The sequence below is a fragment of the Qipengyuania sp. R86523 genome (assembly GCF_044596365.1).
GTDB classification, from domain to species: domain Bacteria; phylum Pseudomonadota; class Alphaproteobacteria; order Sphingomonadales; family Sphingomonadaceae; genus Qipengyuania; species Qipengyuania citrea.
Genome location: NZ_CP138997.1, coordinates 434,695 through 451,155, shown reverse-complemented (window position 1 = coordinate 451,155; position 16,461 = coordinate 434,695). Strand labels below are relative to the sequence as shown.

At 64.4% G+C, this 16,461-nt stretch carries 13 protein-coding genes and 2 tRNA genes; 11 read left to right on the top strand and 4 right to left on the bottom strand.

From position 1 onward, the window contains the following. The first annotated feature begins 36 nt into the window (after positions 1-36). The gene (gene leuA / locus SJY12_RS02175) at positions 37-1,719 is read left to right on the top strand and encodes a 2-isopropylmalate synthase (protein WP_397505850.1); all 1,683 of its coding nucleotides are present in this window, start codon (positions 37-39) and stop codon (positions 1,717-1,719) included. Here the strand turns inward: leuA and SJY12_RS02170 are convergent. Then, entirely contained in the window at positions 1,716-3,530 is a 1,815-nt protein-coding gene (locus SJY12_RS02170) for a diguanylate cyclase (RefSeq protein WP_397505849.1), read from the bottom strand. The two genes, leuA and SJY12_RS02170, sit on opposite strands and share 4 nt — an antisense overlap. 241 nt (positions 3,531-3,771) lie before the next feature. Between SJY12_RS02170 and SJY12_RS02165 the strand changes: the two genes are divergently transcribed. Further along, on the top strand, positions 3,772-4,833 hold the full coding sequence (locus SJY12_RS02165; RefSeq protein ID WP_341859579.1) for an amidohydrolase family protein: 1,062 nt from the start codon (positions 3,772-3,774) through the stop codon (positions 4,831-4,833). Between the two features lie 84 nt (positions 4,834-4,917). Next, positions 4,918-5,886, top strand: a complete 969-nt coding sequence (locus SJY12_RS02160; RefSeq protein ID WP_063513070.1) for a nitronate monooxygenase family protein — start codon at positions 4,918-4,920, stop codon at positions 5,884-5,886. On the opposite strand, the gene SJY12_RS02155 is transcribed toward SJY12_RS02160, so the two are convergent. The 3 genes from SJY12_RS02155 to SJY12_RS02145 form a co-directional block, all read right to left on the bottom strand. Further along, complete coding sequence (locus tag SJY12_RS02155) at positions 5,883-6,416, bottom strand: AHH domain-containing protein (protein ID WP_397505848.1); 534 nt, start codon at positions 6,414-6,416, stop codon at positions 5,883-5,885. The genes SJY12_RS02160 and SJY12_RS02155 overlap by 4 nt on opposite strands. Before the next feature lie 7 nt (positions 6,417-6,423). Continuing rightward, positions 6,424-7,170, bottom strand: a complete 747-nt coding sequence (locus SJY12_RS02150; RefSeq protein ID WP_397505847.1) for a hypothetical protein — start codon at positions 7,168-7,170, stop codon at positions 6,424-6,426. Between the two features lie 159 nt (positions 7,171-7,329). Further along, a complete protein-coding gene (locus tag SJY12_RS02145) occupies positions 7,330-7,815 on the bottom strand; it encodes a flavodoxin family protein (protein ID WP_397505846.1) in 486 nt (161 codons plus the stop codon). A 79-nt stretch (positions 7,816-7,894) separates the two neighbouring features. Here SJY12_RS02145 and recJ point away from each other — a divergent pair, with 79 nt between their 5' ends. From recJ to pstA, 8 genes are all read left to right on the top strand, one after another. Further along, on the top strand, positions 7,895-9,673 hold the full coding sequence (recJ, locus tag SJY12_RS02140; protein WP_397505845.1) for a single-stranded-DNA-specific exonuclease RecJ: 1,779 nt from the start codon (positions 7,895-7,897) through the stop codon (positions 9,671-9,673). A gap of 84 nt (positions 9,674-9,757) precedes the next feature. Beyond that, positions 9,758-9,832, top strand: a tRNA-Glu gene (locus SJY12_RS02135). 46 nt (positions 9,833-9,878) lie between these two features. Beyond that, positions 9,879-9,953 (top strand) — tRNA-Glu (locus SJY12_RS02130). A 62-nt stretch (positions 9,954-10,015) separates the two neighbouring features. After that, a complete protein-coding gene (locus SJY12_RS02125; protein WP_397505844.1) occupies positions 10,016-11,203 on the top strand; it encodes a sensor histidine kinase in 1,188 nt (395 codons plus the stop codon). Between the two features lie 129 nt (positions 11,204-11,332). Continuing rightward, on the top strand, positions 11,333-12,655 hold the full coding sequence (locus SJY12_RS02120; RefSeq protein WP_397505843.1) for an OprO/OprP family phosphate-selective porin: 1,323 nt from the start codon (positions 11,333-11,335) through the stop codon (positions 12,653-12,655). Between the two features lie 113 nt (positions 12,656-12,768). Beyond that, entirely contained in the window at positions 12,769-13,815 is a 1,047-nt protein-coding gene (locus tag SJY12_RS02115) for a substrate-binding domain-containing protein (RefSeq protein WP_230832807.1), read from the top strand. Positions 13,816-13,831: 16 nt separating this feature from the next. Then, a complete protein-coding gene (gene pstC / locus SJY12_RS02110) occupies positions 13,832-15,217 on the top strand; it encodes a phosphate ABC transporter permease subunit PstC (RefSeq protein ID WP_063535348.1) in 1,386 nt (461 codons plus the stop codon). Beyond that, positions 15,210-16,460, top strand: a complete 1,251-nt coding sequence (gene pstA / locus SJY12_RS02105) for a phosphate ABC transporter permease PstA (RefSeq protein ID WP_397505842.1) — start codon at positions 15,210-15,212, stop codon at positions 16,458-16,460. The genes pstC and pstA overlap by 8 nt, the downstream gene beginning before the upstream one ends. Position 16,461: the final 1 nt, after the last annotated feature.

The following is a 16,461-nucleotide window of genomic DNA, read 5'->3' as shown; positions in this document are numbered from 1 at the left end:
GCCACCCTACACTTTCGCAGATACCGAGTTTCCCCGATGTCCATGCTCCGCGACCCGAGCGTCAAATATTCGCCCTTCCCGCAGGTACCGCTTGCCGAACGCCGGTGGCCCACACGTACCATCACTGCGGCGCCGCGCTGGCTGTCGACCGATCTGCGCGATGGCAACCAGGCAATTGTCGATCCGATGGATGCGCACAAGAAGGGGCGCTTCTTCGACCTCCTCGTCGAAATCGGGGTGAAGGAAATCGAAGTCGGTTTCCCCAGCGCCGGTGCCACCGAGTTCGACTTCATCTCGGGCCTGGTTCGCGACGGGCGCGTACCCGATGACGTGCTGGTGCAGGTCCTCACTCAAAGCCGTGAAGACCTGATCCGGACGAGCTTTGCCAGCCTTGCAGGGGCCAAGCAGGCGATCGTCCATCTCTACAATGCCGTCAGCCCCGCCTGGCGCGAAGTGGTGTTCGGGATGAGCAAGGAGCAGGTCCGCGACATTGCAGTGCATGGCGCCAAGATCATGCGCGACGAAGCGGCCAGGCAACCCGATACCGCGTGGCATTTCCAGTACAGCCCCGAAACCTTCTCGACTGCCGAACTCGATTTCAGCCTCGAGGTCTGCGAAGCAGTGATGGAGGTGCTGGCGCCCACCCCCGAACACCCGATCATCCTCAACCTGCCCGCGACGGTCGAGGCGGCGACCCCCAATATCTATGCCGATCAGGTTGAATACTTCATCGGCAACCTGCCCGCTCGCGACAGCGCGGTGATCAGCCTGCACACGCATAATGACCGCGGCACCGGCGTGGCCGCGGCGGAACTGGCTTTGATGGCCGGTGCCGACCGCGTCGAAGGCTGCCTCTTCGGCAATGGCGAACGCACGGGCAATTGCTGCCTGGTGACGATGGCGCTCAACATGTACACGCAGGGCGTCGATCCGCAGCTCGATTTCTCCGACATCGACCGCGTGATCGAGACGGTCGAATATTGCAACGAACTGCCGGTCCACCAGCGGCACCCCTATGGTGGCGAACTGGTATACACCGCCTTTTCGGGGAGCCACCAGGATGCGATCAAGAAGGGATTTTCGGCGCTCGAGACGCAGAACGATCCGCATTGGCGCGTACCCTACCTGCCAATCGACCCGGCCGATCTGGGGCGCAGCTACGAAGCGGTGATCCGGGTCAATTCGCAATCCGGCAAGGGCGGCTTCGCCTGGGTGCTGGAACAGGACCAGGGGCTCAAGCTGCCCAAGAAAATGCAGGCCGATTTCAGTCCGCATGTGCAGCGCATGGCAGACGAGGTCGGTCGCGAGCTCAATGCAACCGATATCTGGGAAGCGTTCAAGGCGGCCTACCATGTCCAAACCGCCGACAAGCATTTCCAGTTGGTCGATTACGAGGAACGGCGCGGCAGCGACGGTACCCGGCTGTTCACCGGAACCATCGCGGTTGCTGGACAGGAACAGACCGTTTCGGGCCGCGGCAACGGCCTGATCTCGTCGGTCCTGACCACGCTCGAGGACGCTTTCGGACTCAGCCTGGAAGTGGTCGACTACACTGAACATGCACTGACTGCCGGACGGGACAGCCGCGCTGCCGCCTATCTCGAATGCCGGGATTCCGCCGGGCGGACCATCTGGGGCTGCGGGGTCGACGAAGATGTCGCGACAGCAAGCGTCAGAGCCGTGCTCAGCGCAGCGAATTCGGCGATGGACGCAGCCTAGCCGGCGACGGCAATCCGCGCCTGTTCGATTGGTGCTCCGCCTCTGGTAAGTCGTCCGAAGCCCTGCGCCCGGCAGGTGCGGTTGCGACCCGACGCCTTGGCAAGATAGAGCGGGGCGTCCGCGGCCTGCAGCGCCATCGACGCGCTGCAGCTTTCGCTGATCATGGCGAAACCGAGGCTCGCGGTGACGGTAAACGCCTTGCCATCGCTGTCGGCCATGGGGTGTTTCTCGATTGCCAGACGCAGGCGTTCGCAAATGTCTGCCGCTGCTTCTGCCAGCGGGCGCTTCACGATGATGGCGAATTCCTCGCCCCCCAGCCGTGCGAAGAAGAACGTATCGGACGCCATGCCGTTCATGATCGCGCCGACTTCGCTAAGCACCTTGTCACCGATGGCATGCCCGTGGGTATCGTTGACCTGCTTGAAATGGTCGAGATCGACGAATGCCAGTCCGAACGGCTCCTGATCGGCAACGTCCAACCGTCTCTCGAGGATATCGAGGAATGCGCGGCGGTTGGGCAAGCCGGTGAGCGTATCGGTCCGTGCTTCGCGCGTCATCTCCAGCTCCTCGAGCTTGCGTGCGGTAATGTCGCGGATCGTGACCACGAAGCCGCATACTTTCCGACCCGAGGTTTCCACTGCGCGCAGCTTTGCCTCAAGCCAGCGGGTCTTCCCGCCCCGGCCCACCGACCGCTCGAGTATTTCGGTCCGGCCCGGATGGCGGCTGGCTTTATCGAGCGCGCGGTCGACCTTCTTACGATCGAACTCGCTGAAAAATGCCGCAAGGTGCAGCTGATCCACGCTGCCGCGACCGCTCAACCGGGTCGAAGCCGGTGACGCGAAACGGATGGTTCCACTGCTGTCGAGGTGCAGCAGGGCGTCGTCCGAATGGTCGGCGATCAGGCGCTGCATCGCTTCGCGATCACCGAGTTCGTCGAGGATCCGCTGACGTTGCTGGATTATGACGGCCATCGGAAAAGCAATCAGCAACAATGTCGCGAGATAGAATTGCAGGAACAGCGCCTTCTGCCACAGTGGCATGGCAAGTTCGGCGAAGACCCCGGTTCCCATTCCCAGAGAGAACGCCGCCGCGACGGAAATCACCAGCACCGCGATAGCGGCGCCGAACCGGCGAAACCGGAAACTGGCGAAAACGAGTGGTACGATGGGCAGAAACAGCAGCGGCATGGCAGACTGGTGAAACGCAAACCCCGAGACCAGCGCGGTGAGGCTTACCACGCCCGCAAAGGCCAGAACCCGTGCGCGATCGCGCATATTAGCGAAGTCTTCCCTGCGATAGGACTGCAAGAGCAAGGCCAGCGGAAGCACCAGCAAGGTGCCAAGTCCGTGCCCGACCCACCAAGAAAACGCATGGAACAGCCACGTTCCGCCGACGATCTGGACCGCCATCAACCCGCCCACGATCGCACTAGGAAGGGGTCCGACAAAACCGGCCCAGAACCCGAGCGAGGCGACGCCGCCTTCGCTTTCGATAAAATCGCGCTGTGGCCTCAAGCGCACCAGCAGCCACGCGATGAACCAGCCTTCGAAGATATTCGCCACTGCCAGCGGGAGCGCCCAGGCCGGTCCGAAACCGAACAGCGCCGTCGCCGCCGTGCTCAGGCCCATGAGGATCGCAAAAGCTCCGAGGTGGTGGACGCGGGGCAGGGTCAGGAACAGGGCTGCAGCCAGTGCCGATCCCACCCAGACCAACGCAAGACCGCCGGCGAAACGGGTCCAGAAGATCGTGGCCGACGTGACCACGAAGAACAGCGCCCCGTACAAGGCGATCCGCATCGCGGGATGCGTCATGGAGCAACCGTTCCCATGGTGGCGCGGTAGACCGGGGAGGTTAACGGCCTGAAAGGATTTGGCTGCGGGTTGCCCCGTAGCAACGCGTAGATATCCGTGCGCGGACAGCGCGACGGCAAACGGCAGCGCCCCAAGGCATGAGGCCACCCTTCCCGCGCATCCTTTTCGCTTGTCAGAACGGGCGGACCTGTGTTCCATCACCGGGAGAGACCGAAGGCAGCCGAAGGGGGGAGCGCAGCCAGTGACCGAAGATATTCTCGAACCCGAACTGCCGATCATCGATCCGCACCATCACCTGTGGGACCTGCGCCCGCTGGTCGGGGCATTCCCCGAACCGCGGCATGCTTTCATCGAAGCGATCTCGGGTGCCGCCTACTATACCTTCGACCAACTTTACGCCGATACGCACTCCGGCCACAATGTCGTGGGCACGGTGTTCATGGAATGCGGCGCCTTCTACGATGCCAGCCGCGACGAAGCGATGAAACCCGTCGGCGAAGTCGAATTCGTCAATGGTGTAGCGGCACAAGGCGCCAGTGGCCTGTACGGCGATTATCGGCCCTGTGCCGGGATTGTAGGCCATGCCGATCTGACCCTTGGCGATGGTGTCAGGCCGGTGCTCGAAGCGCTTATCGCGGCGGGCAACGGGCGTTTCAAGGGCATCCGCCATGCCGCTGCCTGGGATGCCGATCCCGAAGTACTAGGTCCGCCGTTCCACGCCCCCGAAGGTCTGTATGGGTCGGATGCGTTCCGGGCTGGGTTTGCCGCCTATGCCGAGCATAATCTGACGTTCGATGCCTGGTTGCTCGAACCGCAACTGGGCGACCTCATCGATCTCGCGCGGGCCTTTCCCCACCAGCAGATCGTGCTCGACCATTGCGGCACCCCGCTGGGGATTGCCTGCTATCAAGGCAAGCTGCACGAACGGTTCGACACTTGGCGCAAATCGATCCACGCGCTTGCCGAGTGTCCTAATGTCGCGGTGAAGCTTGGCGGGCTGGCGATGGCTTTTTGCGGACTGCCCGAAGAAGGTCCTGACAAGGGCTATGGATCGGAACACCTGGCCGGCCTGTGGCGACCGTATATCGAAACCTGCATCGAGGCGTTCGGACCCGATCGGGCGATGTTCGAATCGAATTATCCGGTCGATCGCTGGGGGGCGACTTACCCCGTGCTGTGGAACGCCTTCAAGCGACTGGCAGCAAAGCACAGCCCGGCAGAAAAGCGCGCGCTTTTCGCTGGCACTGCGGCGCGTATCTACGACATCGAACACGTGCTCGAGCTGCCGTCCGCCGCAGCTTGACGTTTACGTAACGTCACTCTCGACAAGCGGGCGAACGCACCATACGCCACCCGCCTAGCGACTAATGAGAGGAATTTTCCCGCCATGCCCCTGCCCGCCCCCTTCGACAAGCTGCGCCTCCCCGTCATCGGATCGCCGCTGTTCATCGTTTCCGGGCCCGAACTGGTCATCGCGCAATGCAAGGCGGGGATCGTCGGCAGTTTTCCCGCGCTCAACGCGCGTCCGCAAAGCCAGGTGGATGAGTGGCTGCACCAGATCACCGAAGAGCTGGCGGCGCACAACCGCGATAATCCCGATCGTCCGGCAGCCCCCTATGCGGTCAACCAGATCGTCCACAAATCGAACGACCGGCTCGAAGCTGACATGGCGACCTGTGCAAAATGGCAGGTGCCGCTGGTCATCACCTCGCTCGGAGCGCGGGAGGAAGTGTTCAGCGCGGTCGAAGGCTGGGGCGGCATTACGCTTCACGACGTGATCAACGACCGTTTCGCACGCAAGGCAATCGAAAAGGGCGCCACCGGCCTGATCCCCGTGGCCGCCGGCGCCGGCGGTCATGCCGGCGTGCTGAGCCCCTTCGCGCTGATGCAGGAAATCCGCGAATGGTTCGACGGCCTGGTCGCGCTTTCGGGTTCGATTGCACATGGCCGTTCGATCCTTGGCGCGCAGGCACTGGGCGCGGATTTCGCTTATATCGGTTCGCCGTGGATCGCCGCGAGCGAGGCGAATGCCGACGAGGGCTACAAGAAGGCCATCGTCGACAGCAGCGCCGAAGGCATCGTCTATACGAACCTGTTTACCGGCGTTCACGGCAATTACCTGCGCTCGAGCATCGAAAGCGCGGGTCTCGATCCCGACAACCTGCCCGAAAGCGATCCCAGCAAGATGAATTTCGGCAGCGGCGGCAATTCCAAGGCCAAGGCGTGGAAGGACATCTGGGGTTCGGGCCAGGGCATCGGCGCGGTCACCCGGAGCGCTCCCGTCGAAGAGACCGTCGCGCGGCTCGAACGCGAATATATCGCTGCAAAGGAAGCGCTGGCAAAGGCCACCGCCTAGTCCGCGCTCGCTTCCCACAGGAGGCCCGCCATCGCGTCGAGATCGGTAAAATCGACGCGGGCGGCCTGGCGATCTTTCCGATTAAGGCGAAGGGGTTTGCGCACATCCAGCAATCGCCGCCGCAGGGCCCGCTGCAACAGCGCAAGCCGCATCAGGGCGACGGCAGCGGCTTCGTCCGGGCGCGACTGCTTCTGAAGTGACCAGCGCCGCTCAATACGTCCCATCCGCTGGATGACCATTTCGTTGTAGCGGCGATGCGGCCCGCGATGGAGCGGCAGCGCCAGACGCAGCGCTGCATCCTCGCGCGCAGGCAGCAGCAGGCCGTTGCAACGAAAATCGTCGAACCCGATCCGATCGGCTCCCACCGTTTCGATCAATCCCGTAAAACATCGCTTGTTCAGCGCCTGGCGAGGCAGCAGATGGTGTTTCTGCAGCGCGGGGTCATGTTCAGCGGTGCCGGAACGGTTGACCGCACGGAAGGGCAAGTGCGGGCGGGCGAAGTGGGCTCCAGTGTGCGTGCCGCGATCCACTGTGCCGCTAGACGGGATCGATGCGGATCACGCCAGCGGCCAAGTCTGGCACCATTTCGAGTTCCGCTCCCCCCTCGATGACAAAACGCAGCGGTTCGACGGGCAATTCATAACCGACCAGTTCCTGGACGATGCGAACAACAAGCCGTGTCGCGGCAGCACGGTCCTGCGAAAGGGATGGCGCCAGCGCCAGTTCGCAGCCGATGAAGAAGGCCAGTCCCTCGGTGCGAAGATGGCCGCCCGGACCGGCATATACACCCAGCATCCCAAGCGCAGGGAATGCCCCGCCGGCGATCCACGCTTCGACCGTGCCGCTAAAGAACTTCGGCGCAATCGCAGTGCGCGCCGGCGGCCAGCACACCACACGAACATCCGGCAGCCGCGCAGCCAGTTCCCCCCCCAGCGCCAGCAAGGTCCGCACCACCGGCAAGGAGTGGGCGCCTGCTGCGATATGCGGGCCAGGACGCAGGCTGACGGCCTCCGCATCTGCAAGGCAATCGACATCGCAGTTGAACCGGTAGGCCACTTCGGGGGCGACCATCGCCGGACCGCGCGCCAAGCCCCGCAAGTCGAAGGTCAGGCCGTCGAGCAGGAGTTCGAGCCAGTCGGTGTCGCGGGACGCTTGCGAGAGTTCGGCTGCGACATGGTGCGACGTATCCGCGTTAGCGGGATCGAAACTGATCGACGCGCGGGGGAAGCATTCCAGCGCTTCAACTATCGCCGCGCGGTCGGGACGGCGGCCGTGCTCGAACATGAGCACAAGCCCAGCCGCGCCGGCCCCCGCCGCACCGGTCCTCGAAGCTCCGACCGTCACCGTGCCGTCCGTCCTGCTGCCATGCCGGGCTCTTGTGGTCGCAATTAGCCGCTGCGTCGAGACCGATCCGGCGGCATGGCTCCGAAACGGACCCGATCCCTAGAAAATACCCTGGGCGACGCCCTCGGCAAGTGCCGTACCCAGATCCCGAGCGCGGTCCAGGGCTTCCGGCTCAACGGTCTTCGAAGCAAGAATGGCCTCTGCTTCCTGCGCCTCGGTGTTGACGATCCACCGATCGGCCACGCGTTTCAGCCGCCAGCCGGTGGCGATGCGATCGATCTGCCGCTGGGCCCCCTCCCCGTCCGACCCCGCGGCGATCACCGTCGCGTAGGGTCGCCCCTCGATCCTTCCAAGGACGGGATAGTAGCACCGGTCGAACATTTCCTTCATTTCGCCGCTCATGCTCGCGAGGTTTTCGGGGCAGCAGAACAGATATCCGCCCGCTGCCAAAAGATCCTCCGGTTCGACTTCTTCCGCGCGCAGCAGGCGGCTATCGGCGCCAGCTGCCTGGTGTGCAGCCTGTGCCAATTGCTCGCTGGTACCGGTGCGGCTGTGCCAGATGATCAGAAGCGGTCCGGTGGACATGGGCCAAGCATCGCGCGCGGCTGTCGATTGTCAAACGGTGCAACTTCCGTTGCCCCCAAGCACAGGCTATTGCCCGCGCATGGCATCGCAGGCCCTTTCACATGTATTCGGCGTATCATCCTCCCTCACCGGTCGCGCATGGCGCTGGCGCGGCGGGAACATGGAACTCGGCGGATCCCAGACCCTGGGGGACGATATCGTTCGCCAGCTGCTGCTGTCGCGCGGTGTTCCAGCAGAGGATATCGAACGCCACCGGCAGCCCACCCTGCGCAACTTCCTGCCCGACCCGTCGCTCTTCCGCGACATGGACGTGGCCGCTGACCGCATCGCGCAGGCGGTACTCGCAGGCGAAACGATCACGATCTATGGCGATTACGACGTCGATGGCGCGACCAGTTCCGCGCTGCTCATCCGGCTGTTGCGCGACCTCGGGGTCGAAGCAGGCTATTACATTCCGGATCGCCTGCTCGAAGGCTATGGTCCCTCGGGCGAAGCCTTGGTCCGGCTCGGCCAATCGGGTTCGAGCCTGATCGTCACCGTCGATTGCGGCGCTATGGCACACGAAGCGCTTGCCATGGCGCATGACGCGGGGATCGACGTGATTGTCGTCGATCACCACAAGTGCTCGGCCGAACTTCCCAAGACGGTCGCGCTGGTCAATCCCAACCGGCTGGACGAGGAGGACGACGCTGCCGCGCATGGCCACCTCGCCGCAGTCGGGGTCGCCTTCCTGCTGGGTATCGCACTGGTGCGCACGTTGCGTCAGCGCGGCTTCTTTGCCGGCCGCAAGGAACCCGATCTGCTTGCGCTGCTCGATGTCGTGGCGCTGGGCACGGTAGCCGATGTCGCTGCATTGCACGGGCTCAACCGCGCTTTCGTAGCGCAGGGGCTGAAGGTGATGGCGCGGCGCGACAACATCGGCATGTCCGCCCTGATCGATGCCAGCCGGCTCAAACGCAGTCCCGCCTGTTCGGACCTCGGCTTTGCCCTGGGCCCGCGGATCAACGCCGGCGGCCGCGTGGGCGAATCGACGCTCGGCGTGCGGTTGCTGACCACTCGCGATCCCGAAGAGGCACGCACCATCGCCGCGCAATTGTCAGCGCTCAACGACGAGCGGCGCGCGATCGAGGCCGAAGTGCAGGAAGCGGCCGAGCAGCAGATTGCTGCCCAGCACAACCGGGCGGTGCATCTGGTGGCCGGCGAAGGGTGGCACCCCGGCGTGATCGGGATCGTAGCCGGGCGAATCAAGGAAAAGACCGGCAAGCCTGCAGTGGTCATCGCGCTCGACGGCGATACCGGCAAGGGATCGGGCCGCTCGATCAGCGGGGTGGACCTTGGTGCTGCCATCATCCGTGCGCGCGGCGAAGGTCTGCTGGTGGCGGGCGGCGGCCATGCCATGGCAGCCGGGCTCACGGTGGACGCCGACAAGGTGGACCGGCTGGCTGACTGGCTCGATCATACGCTCGAGGGCCATGTCGCCCGCGCCTCCGCCACGCGCGACATGGCGCTCGATATTGCCGTGGCGCCCGGCGGGCTGACGTCCGAGCTGGTCAATTCGCTCGAAGAGGCCGGCCCCTACGGGGTCGGCTGGCCCGGGCCGCGGGTGGCGGTCGGCCCGGTACGGCTGGTCAAATGCGATATCGTGGGCACGGATCACGTCCGCCTGATTGCCGCGGGCGACGATGGCAAGAGCTTCAAGGGCATCGCCTTCCGCGCCGCCGAAAGCGACATGGGACAGGCCTTGCTGCACGGATCGCGCGGCCGCCGCCTGTGGCTGGCAGGCCGCGTGAAGATCGACGATTGGGGCAACCGCCCGCAGGCGGAACTGCACCTGGAAGATGCCGCCTGGGCCGATTGATACTTTTGCGTGCGAAGGAGGGTTGACGGCCCGCAGCCCCACGCCTAATTGGCCCGCCACGCCACCGACCCGCAACGCGGGTGTGGCCCGTTCGTCTAGCGGTTAGGACGCGGCCCTTTCACGGCTGAAACACGGGTTCGATTCCCGTACGGGTCACCACGGTGGTGGTATTGCCATGGCAATCCGCGCAAAGCGCCACTTCTGTGGCCCGTTCGTCTAGCGGTTAGGACGCGGCCCTTTCACGGCTGAAACACGGGTTCGATTCCCGTACGGGTCACCACTTCTCCACCACGCTGAAAAGCGGCTGGCGCGTCCGCGGATGCGCCGCTAGGCCGCATGGCCATGACCAAGCCCAGCTTTCCCTGGCCCGGATTCGCGCTGGCGATGATGGCCTGCATCATCCTGGCCTCGCTTGGCGTGGATCTGATCTATGTCGCGCTCGTCCTGCTGGTCTGGATCGGCTCGCTCTACCTGGTGGCCGCGCGGCCGGACGAAGCGCGCCCCACGCCGCAAGGCCCTGCCTTCACCCGCGACAATATGGCCGACCTGTTCGAACATTCCGAAACACCCGTGGTCATCACCGAACGCGACCGGGCGATTATCGCCAATCTGTCGGCGCGCCAGTTGCTGGGCGGGCATATCGTCGGGCAGGATGTCCGCATGGCGCTGCGACAGCCCGAAGCGATCCGCCTGCTCGGTCGCGACGTCGACGGCGGTGCGGTCGTCCGCGGCCTGGCGAGGCGCACCGATATCTGGCGGATCAACCGCAAGACGCTGCCCGGCGAACTTGCCGTCATCGAATTCGTCAACAAGACCGCCGAAGCCGATATCGCGCGGGCCCATACCGATTTCGTCGCCAATGCCAGCCACGAACTGCGCACGCCGCTGGCTTCGATCATCGGCTATGTCGAAACGCTGCGCGAGGATGTCGATAATCTCGATCCGCGCATGGCGGACAAGTTCCTCGGCACGATCCAGCGCGAGGCGAAACGCTTGCAGGACCTGGTAAGCGACCTGATGTCGCTGTCACGAATCGAGGCCGTGAAACACGACCTGCCCGACACCACGCTCGACCTGGCCAAGCTGGCCGAGCGCGCGGCGCATGATGCCGCCAATGGCGAACGGCTCGAACTGCTCGACTTCGAGGCGACCGGCGAATTCCCGGTCCGCGGCGATCGCCAGCAATTGGAACAGCTGGTCCGCAACCTCGTCGACAACGGGTTCAAATACGGTGAGCCCGGCCAGACGGTGACGGTGCGCATCCATCCCAAGGGCGACAACCGGCTAAGGCTGACCGTGACCGATCGCGGCGAAGGCATCGCGGCTGAACATATTCCGCATCTCACCCGCAGGTTCTACCGCACCGATCCGGGCCGCAGCCGGGCATCGGGCGGCACCGGACTGGGTCTGGCAATCGTCAAGCACATCGTCGAACGGCACCGGGGCCGGCTGGATATCGACAGCACGCCGGGCGAAGGCACGCGCGTCACGGTTACCCTGCCGCTGGAAAAGCAAGACGAAGACGACTGACGCGGCTTGTGCCGGTAGCGGCCGGGGCATGCCAGCCTGTTCCGGTTGTTACACGATGTCATATATCTGAAACATCGCGGTCATAGTGGCGTCGTCGTTCCGTAACCCTCTGATCAAGTGATTTGAACGATGCCCCGTAGCACCCGCTTCCCGCTGGCAATCATTGCGCTCGGCTGCGCTGCCCCCGCACCCCTGCTCGCGCAGGATGCGGACGAAGATCTGGCGGCCATGCGCATGCAACTGGCGGCCATGAACGCACGTATCGACCAGCTCGAAACCGAGCTAGAGGCAACGCGTGCCGCCGCCGCGGCGGTGCCGGCTCCCACCACCCCGGCAGAGCCGGCAGCAGCCGCACCGGTCGCCGTGCTCGCCAAGTCCGACGGCTGGAGCTTCAAGCCCCGCGGCCGTCTGATGGTCGATACGGGTTTCACCAGCGCCCCTTCGTCGACCGGGGCCAGCGATGGCTTCGGCAGCGAACTGCGCCGCGCCCGCTTGGGCGCTTCGGGGGATATGCCCGGAGGGTTCGGCTACAAGTTCGAGATAGATTTCGCAGGCAACGAGGTTTCCGTCACCGACGCCATCCTGAGCTATGAGGACGGTCCGCTCGAAGTCGCGGTCGGGCAACACAACAACTTCCAGTCGCTCGAGGAACTGACCAGCAGCCTGCACACGACCTTTATCGAGCGCGCGGCCTTTACCGACGCGTTCGGCTTCGAACGCCGTCTGGGTGCGTCGATCACTTACGGTCGAGGCGATATCCTCATCCAGGCGGGGGTCTTCACCGACAATATCGAGGACACGGACAGCAAGAACCGGGGCGTGGATGCGCGGATCGTCTTCATGCCGGAGGCTGGCGACACGCAGCTTCATTTCGGCGGATCGGTCCATTACAACGACCTCGACGATCCTGCTGCCGAGGTGCGCTATCGCCAGCGCCCGCTGGTGCACTTCACCTCGCAGCGGTTCATCAACACCGGCAGCATGGGTGCCCGCAGCGAAACCGGGTTCGGGATCGAGGCCGCAGCGATCGCCGGGCGCTTCCACGCCGCCGCCGAAGGCTATTGGCAGACGGTCGACATGCCCGCGCTGGCGAGCGACCCTACCTTCTTCGGCGGCTATGCCGAGGCAGGGGTATTCCTCACCGACGATTCGCGCGGATACAAGGGTGGCAAGTTCGATCGCACCAAGCCGCAGCGGCCGGTTGGCGAAGGCGGGTTCGGATCGCTCCAGTTCACGCTGCGCTACGACCATCTCGACCTCAACGACGCCGGGATCCTCGGCGGCCGCCAGGCAGGCTATCTCGCCTCGCTGATCTGGAAACCGACCGACTATACCGCGCTGTTGGTCAATTACGGCCGCTTGCAGTACGAAGACGCGGTCCTGCCCGCCGCGAATGGCGATACCTCCTACGGTGTCGACGCTTTTGGCGTGCGCGCGCAAATCGATTTCTGACCGGCGGACAATCCGCCAATTCCCGGCCCCCGGGCGCCGGGTCAAACTATTGTCGCAACCCTGTAACATTGGGGCGCTTTTGCGGCGCTAGCTATACATCTAAGGGGCTATCCATGACCAAGACCAAATCCTTCATCTTCGCCGCAGTATCGGCGCTCGCGCTCACCGCATGCGGTGGCAACGGAGCCGATGGCGGCTCGCGCGACTCGATCCGTGCAGTCGGTTCGTCGACCGTGTTCCCGTTTGCGAAGGCAGTTTCCGAAGCCTTCGTTCGCAACCAGCCCGATTATCGTTCGCCGATCATCGAATCGACCGGCACCGGCGGCGGAATGAAGTTGTTCTGCGCCGGTCTCGGCGCCGACACCCCCGACATGACGCACGCCTCGCGCCAGATGAAGGCGAGCGAATTTGCCGACTGCCAGGCCAATGGCGTTACCGACATCATCGAAATCCAGGTCGGTCTCGACGGGATCGCTTTCGCGTCGGCGCAGGGCGGCATCACGATGAGCCTGACCCCCAAGCAGGTCTACGAAGCGATTGCGGCCTCGCCCTATGGCGGCGAGCAGACCAACCAGACCTGGTCCGATGTCGACCCCTCGCTCCCCGACCAGCCTATCCTGGTTTACGGGCCGCCGAGCACGTCGGGCACGCGTGACGCGCTCAAGGAACTGGTTCTGGAAGTCGGCTGCGATACCAATCCCGAAATGGAAGCGCTCAAGGAAACCGACAAGGATCGCCACGCACAGCTTTGCACCGAGGTCCGTTCGGACGGCGCCTATGTCGACCAGGGCGAGCAGGACAATCTCATTGTCCAGAAGATCGAAGGCAATCCCAACGCCGTGGGCGTTTTCGGCTACAGCTATCTCGAAGAGAATGCCGACAAAGTCCAGGGCCTCGAGATGAACGGTGTCGCCCCGACTTACGAGAACATCGCGAGCTTCGCCTATCCCGGCGCGCGCCCGCTCTACGTCTACGCCAAGAAGGCGCATCTCGATGCGATCCCCGGCCTGCGGGAATACCTGCTCCAGTGGACGAAAATGTGGGACAAGGATGGTGAACTCGCCAAGATCGGTCTTGTCGCATCGCCTGCGGACGTTATGGCGGCGAACCTGAAAGCAGCCACCGAATACACCACGCTCGATGGCGCGCAGCTCAAGTAAGGTCTGAAAGCAACTTATGTCGCCAGCTATCCTGCTCTTCCTGGCCCTCGGGCTCGGGCTCGCCGGATGGCTGGCGGCCCGTGCCCGCGCATGGGCCTTCCGGCGCGACAGCGCCGAACGGCGGCTGCCCAGCCTGCCGGTTTACCATGCATGGTATGTCGCGCTGTGGATCATCCTGCCGATGGTCGCGTTCATCGCGCTGTGGAGCGCCATCGCTCCCGGCCTGGTGACCCAGCAGGTCCTGGCGAGCCCGGCGGCAGCCGAACTGCCCGCCTTCGGCTTCCAGCGCCAGACCATCCTCAACGAAGCGCGTGCGGTAGCGACGGGCGCGTCCTCTGCGGTCTTCAATCCGCAGGCTGCAGCGCTCGTCGAACCCTATCGCGAAGCGCTGTTCTACTACAACACGATCGGGATCATCGTATCGCTGCTGGTCGCCTTCCTGGCCGGCACCTTCGCTTTCCTGCGGCTGCGGCCCGACTTCGCCGCGCGCAGCAAGGTCGAACGCATCGTCATGGCGATCCTCCTGGGCGCTTCGCTGGTGGCCATCCTGACGACGATCGGCATCCTCGCCAGCCTGGTGTTCGAGACGGTCCGGTTTTTCGGCATGGTGTCGCCGCTGGACTTCCTGTTCGGCACGCATTGGGGCCCCGACCCGATGGCCAACCCCGACAATCCCGATGGTACCCGCTACGGCGCGGTGCCTCTGTTCTGGGGCACGCTCTTCATCGGTGCGATCATCGCCATGATCGTCGCCATCCCGCTGGGCCTGATGAGCGCGATCTACCTGACGCAATATGCCGACCCGGCGTTGCGGCGCTGGATCAAGCCCGCGCTCGAAATCCTCGCCGGTGTCCCGACCGTCGTCTACGGCTATTTCGCCGCGCTGACGATCGCCCCGGCGATCCGCGACCTCGCCATCGGCATGGGCGTATCGAACCCGTCGAGCGAAAGCGCACTCGCCGCCGGCCTCGTGATGGGCGTCATGATCATACCCTTCGTCTCCTCGATGGCCGACGATTCGATCGCCGCGGTCCCCGGCGCCATGCGCGACGGCAGCCTCGCGATGGGGGCCACGCGCTCGGAAACGATCAAGCGCGTCATGATTCCCGCCGCGCTGCCTGGTATCGTTGCCGGGATCATGCTGGCGATCAGCCGCGCCATCGGTGAAACCATGATCGTTGTCATGGCCGCCTCGACCGCCGCCAATCTGTCGGCCAATCCGCTCGAATCGATGACCACTGTCACCGTGCAGATCGTCGCCATGCTGACCGGCGAAGGCAGTTTCGACCATCCCGCCACTCTCAGCGCGTTCGCCCTTGGCTTCGTCCTGTTCATGGTGACGCTGGGATTGAACTTCGTCGCCCTGCGCGTCGTCAAGAGGTACCGCGAAGCATATGAGTGAGCGCATCGCCCCCACGCGCACGCCCGAATTCGAAGCGCGGCTGAAGAAACGCTACGCTTCCGAGCGCCGCTTCCGCGCGCTCGGTCTCGGCGCCATCGTGTTCTCGGTCGCGGTCCTGGTGTTCCTGCTGGGAACGATGACCTTCAACGGCATCGGCGGTTTCCAGCGGGTCGAAATGGAAGTGCCGATCGATTTCACCGAGGCCGGTATCGCCGCCGACCCTGCGGCGATGGACCAACCCGGTGCGTTGGCATCGCTCGAGGCGCAGGGCCTGCGCGATGTCGTGCAGTATTTCGCCGAGGAAGAACTGGGCGAAGCGGCTGCGGAAGAGCTCGGCGCGCAGGCGTGGCGCGACGTCGCTACCGCGATCATCGCCGATCCAGCGGTTCTCCAGCGCAGCGAAAGCTTCTGGCTGCCCGCTTCGGCCAACCTCGCCTCGGGTTACGAGGGCGAAGGCTCGCCCGAAATGCAGGCCCTGGCGGCGGGGCTTTACGAAGAAGGCCGGCTGGCAAAGAATTTCGACCCGGGCTTCCTGGGCCGGTCCGATGCCACCAACCCCCAGCAGGTCGGGATCTGGGGTGCGCTCAAAGGCTCGCTTCTGACGATGGTGGTGACGCTGCTGCTCGCCTTCCCGATCGGGGTGCTGGCCGCGCTTTATCTGGAGGAATACGCCCCCAAGAACCGCTGGACCGATCTGATCGAACTGTCGATCAACAATCTGGCCGCGGTGCCGTCGATCATCTTCGGCCTGCTCGGGCTCGCGGTGTTCCTCACGCTGTTCCCCAATCTGCGATCGGCCCCGCTGATCGGCGGTATGACGCTGGCGCTGATGACCATGCCGGTCATCGTTATTGCCGGTCGCAATGCGATCAAGGCAGTGCCGCCGAGCATCCGCGACGGCGCGCTCGCAATCGGCGCCTCGCCCGTGCAGGTGGTCTTCCACCACGTCCTTCCGCTCGCCTTGCCCGGCATCCTGACCGGCACTATCATCGGCATGGCCCGAGCGCTCGGCGAAACCGCGCCGCTGCTGATGATCGGCATGCGCGCCTTCGTGGCCACGCCGCCCGACGGCTTCACATCGCCCGCAACCGTGCTGCCGATGCAAATTTTCCTGTGGTCCGATGAAATCGACCGCGGCTTCGTGGAACGCACCAGCGCGGCGATCATCGTGCTATTGCTATTCCTGCTCGTGATGAACGGGCTCGCCATCTACCTGCGTAACAAATTCGAGAAAACCTGGTGAC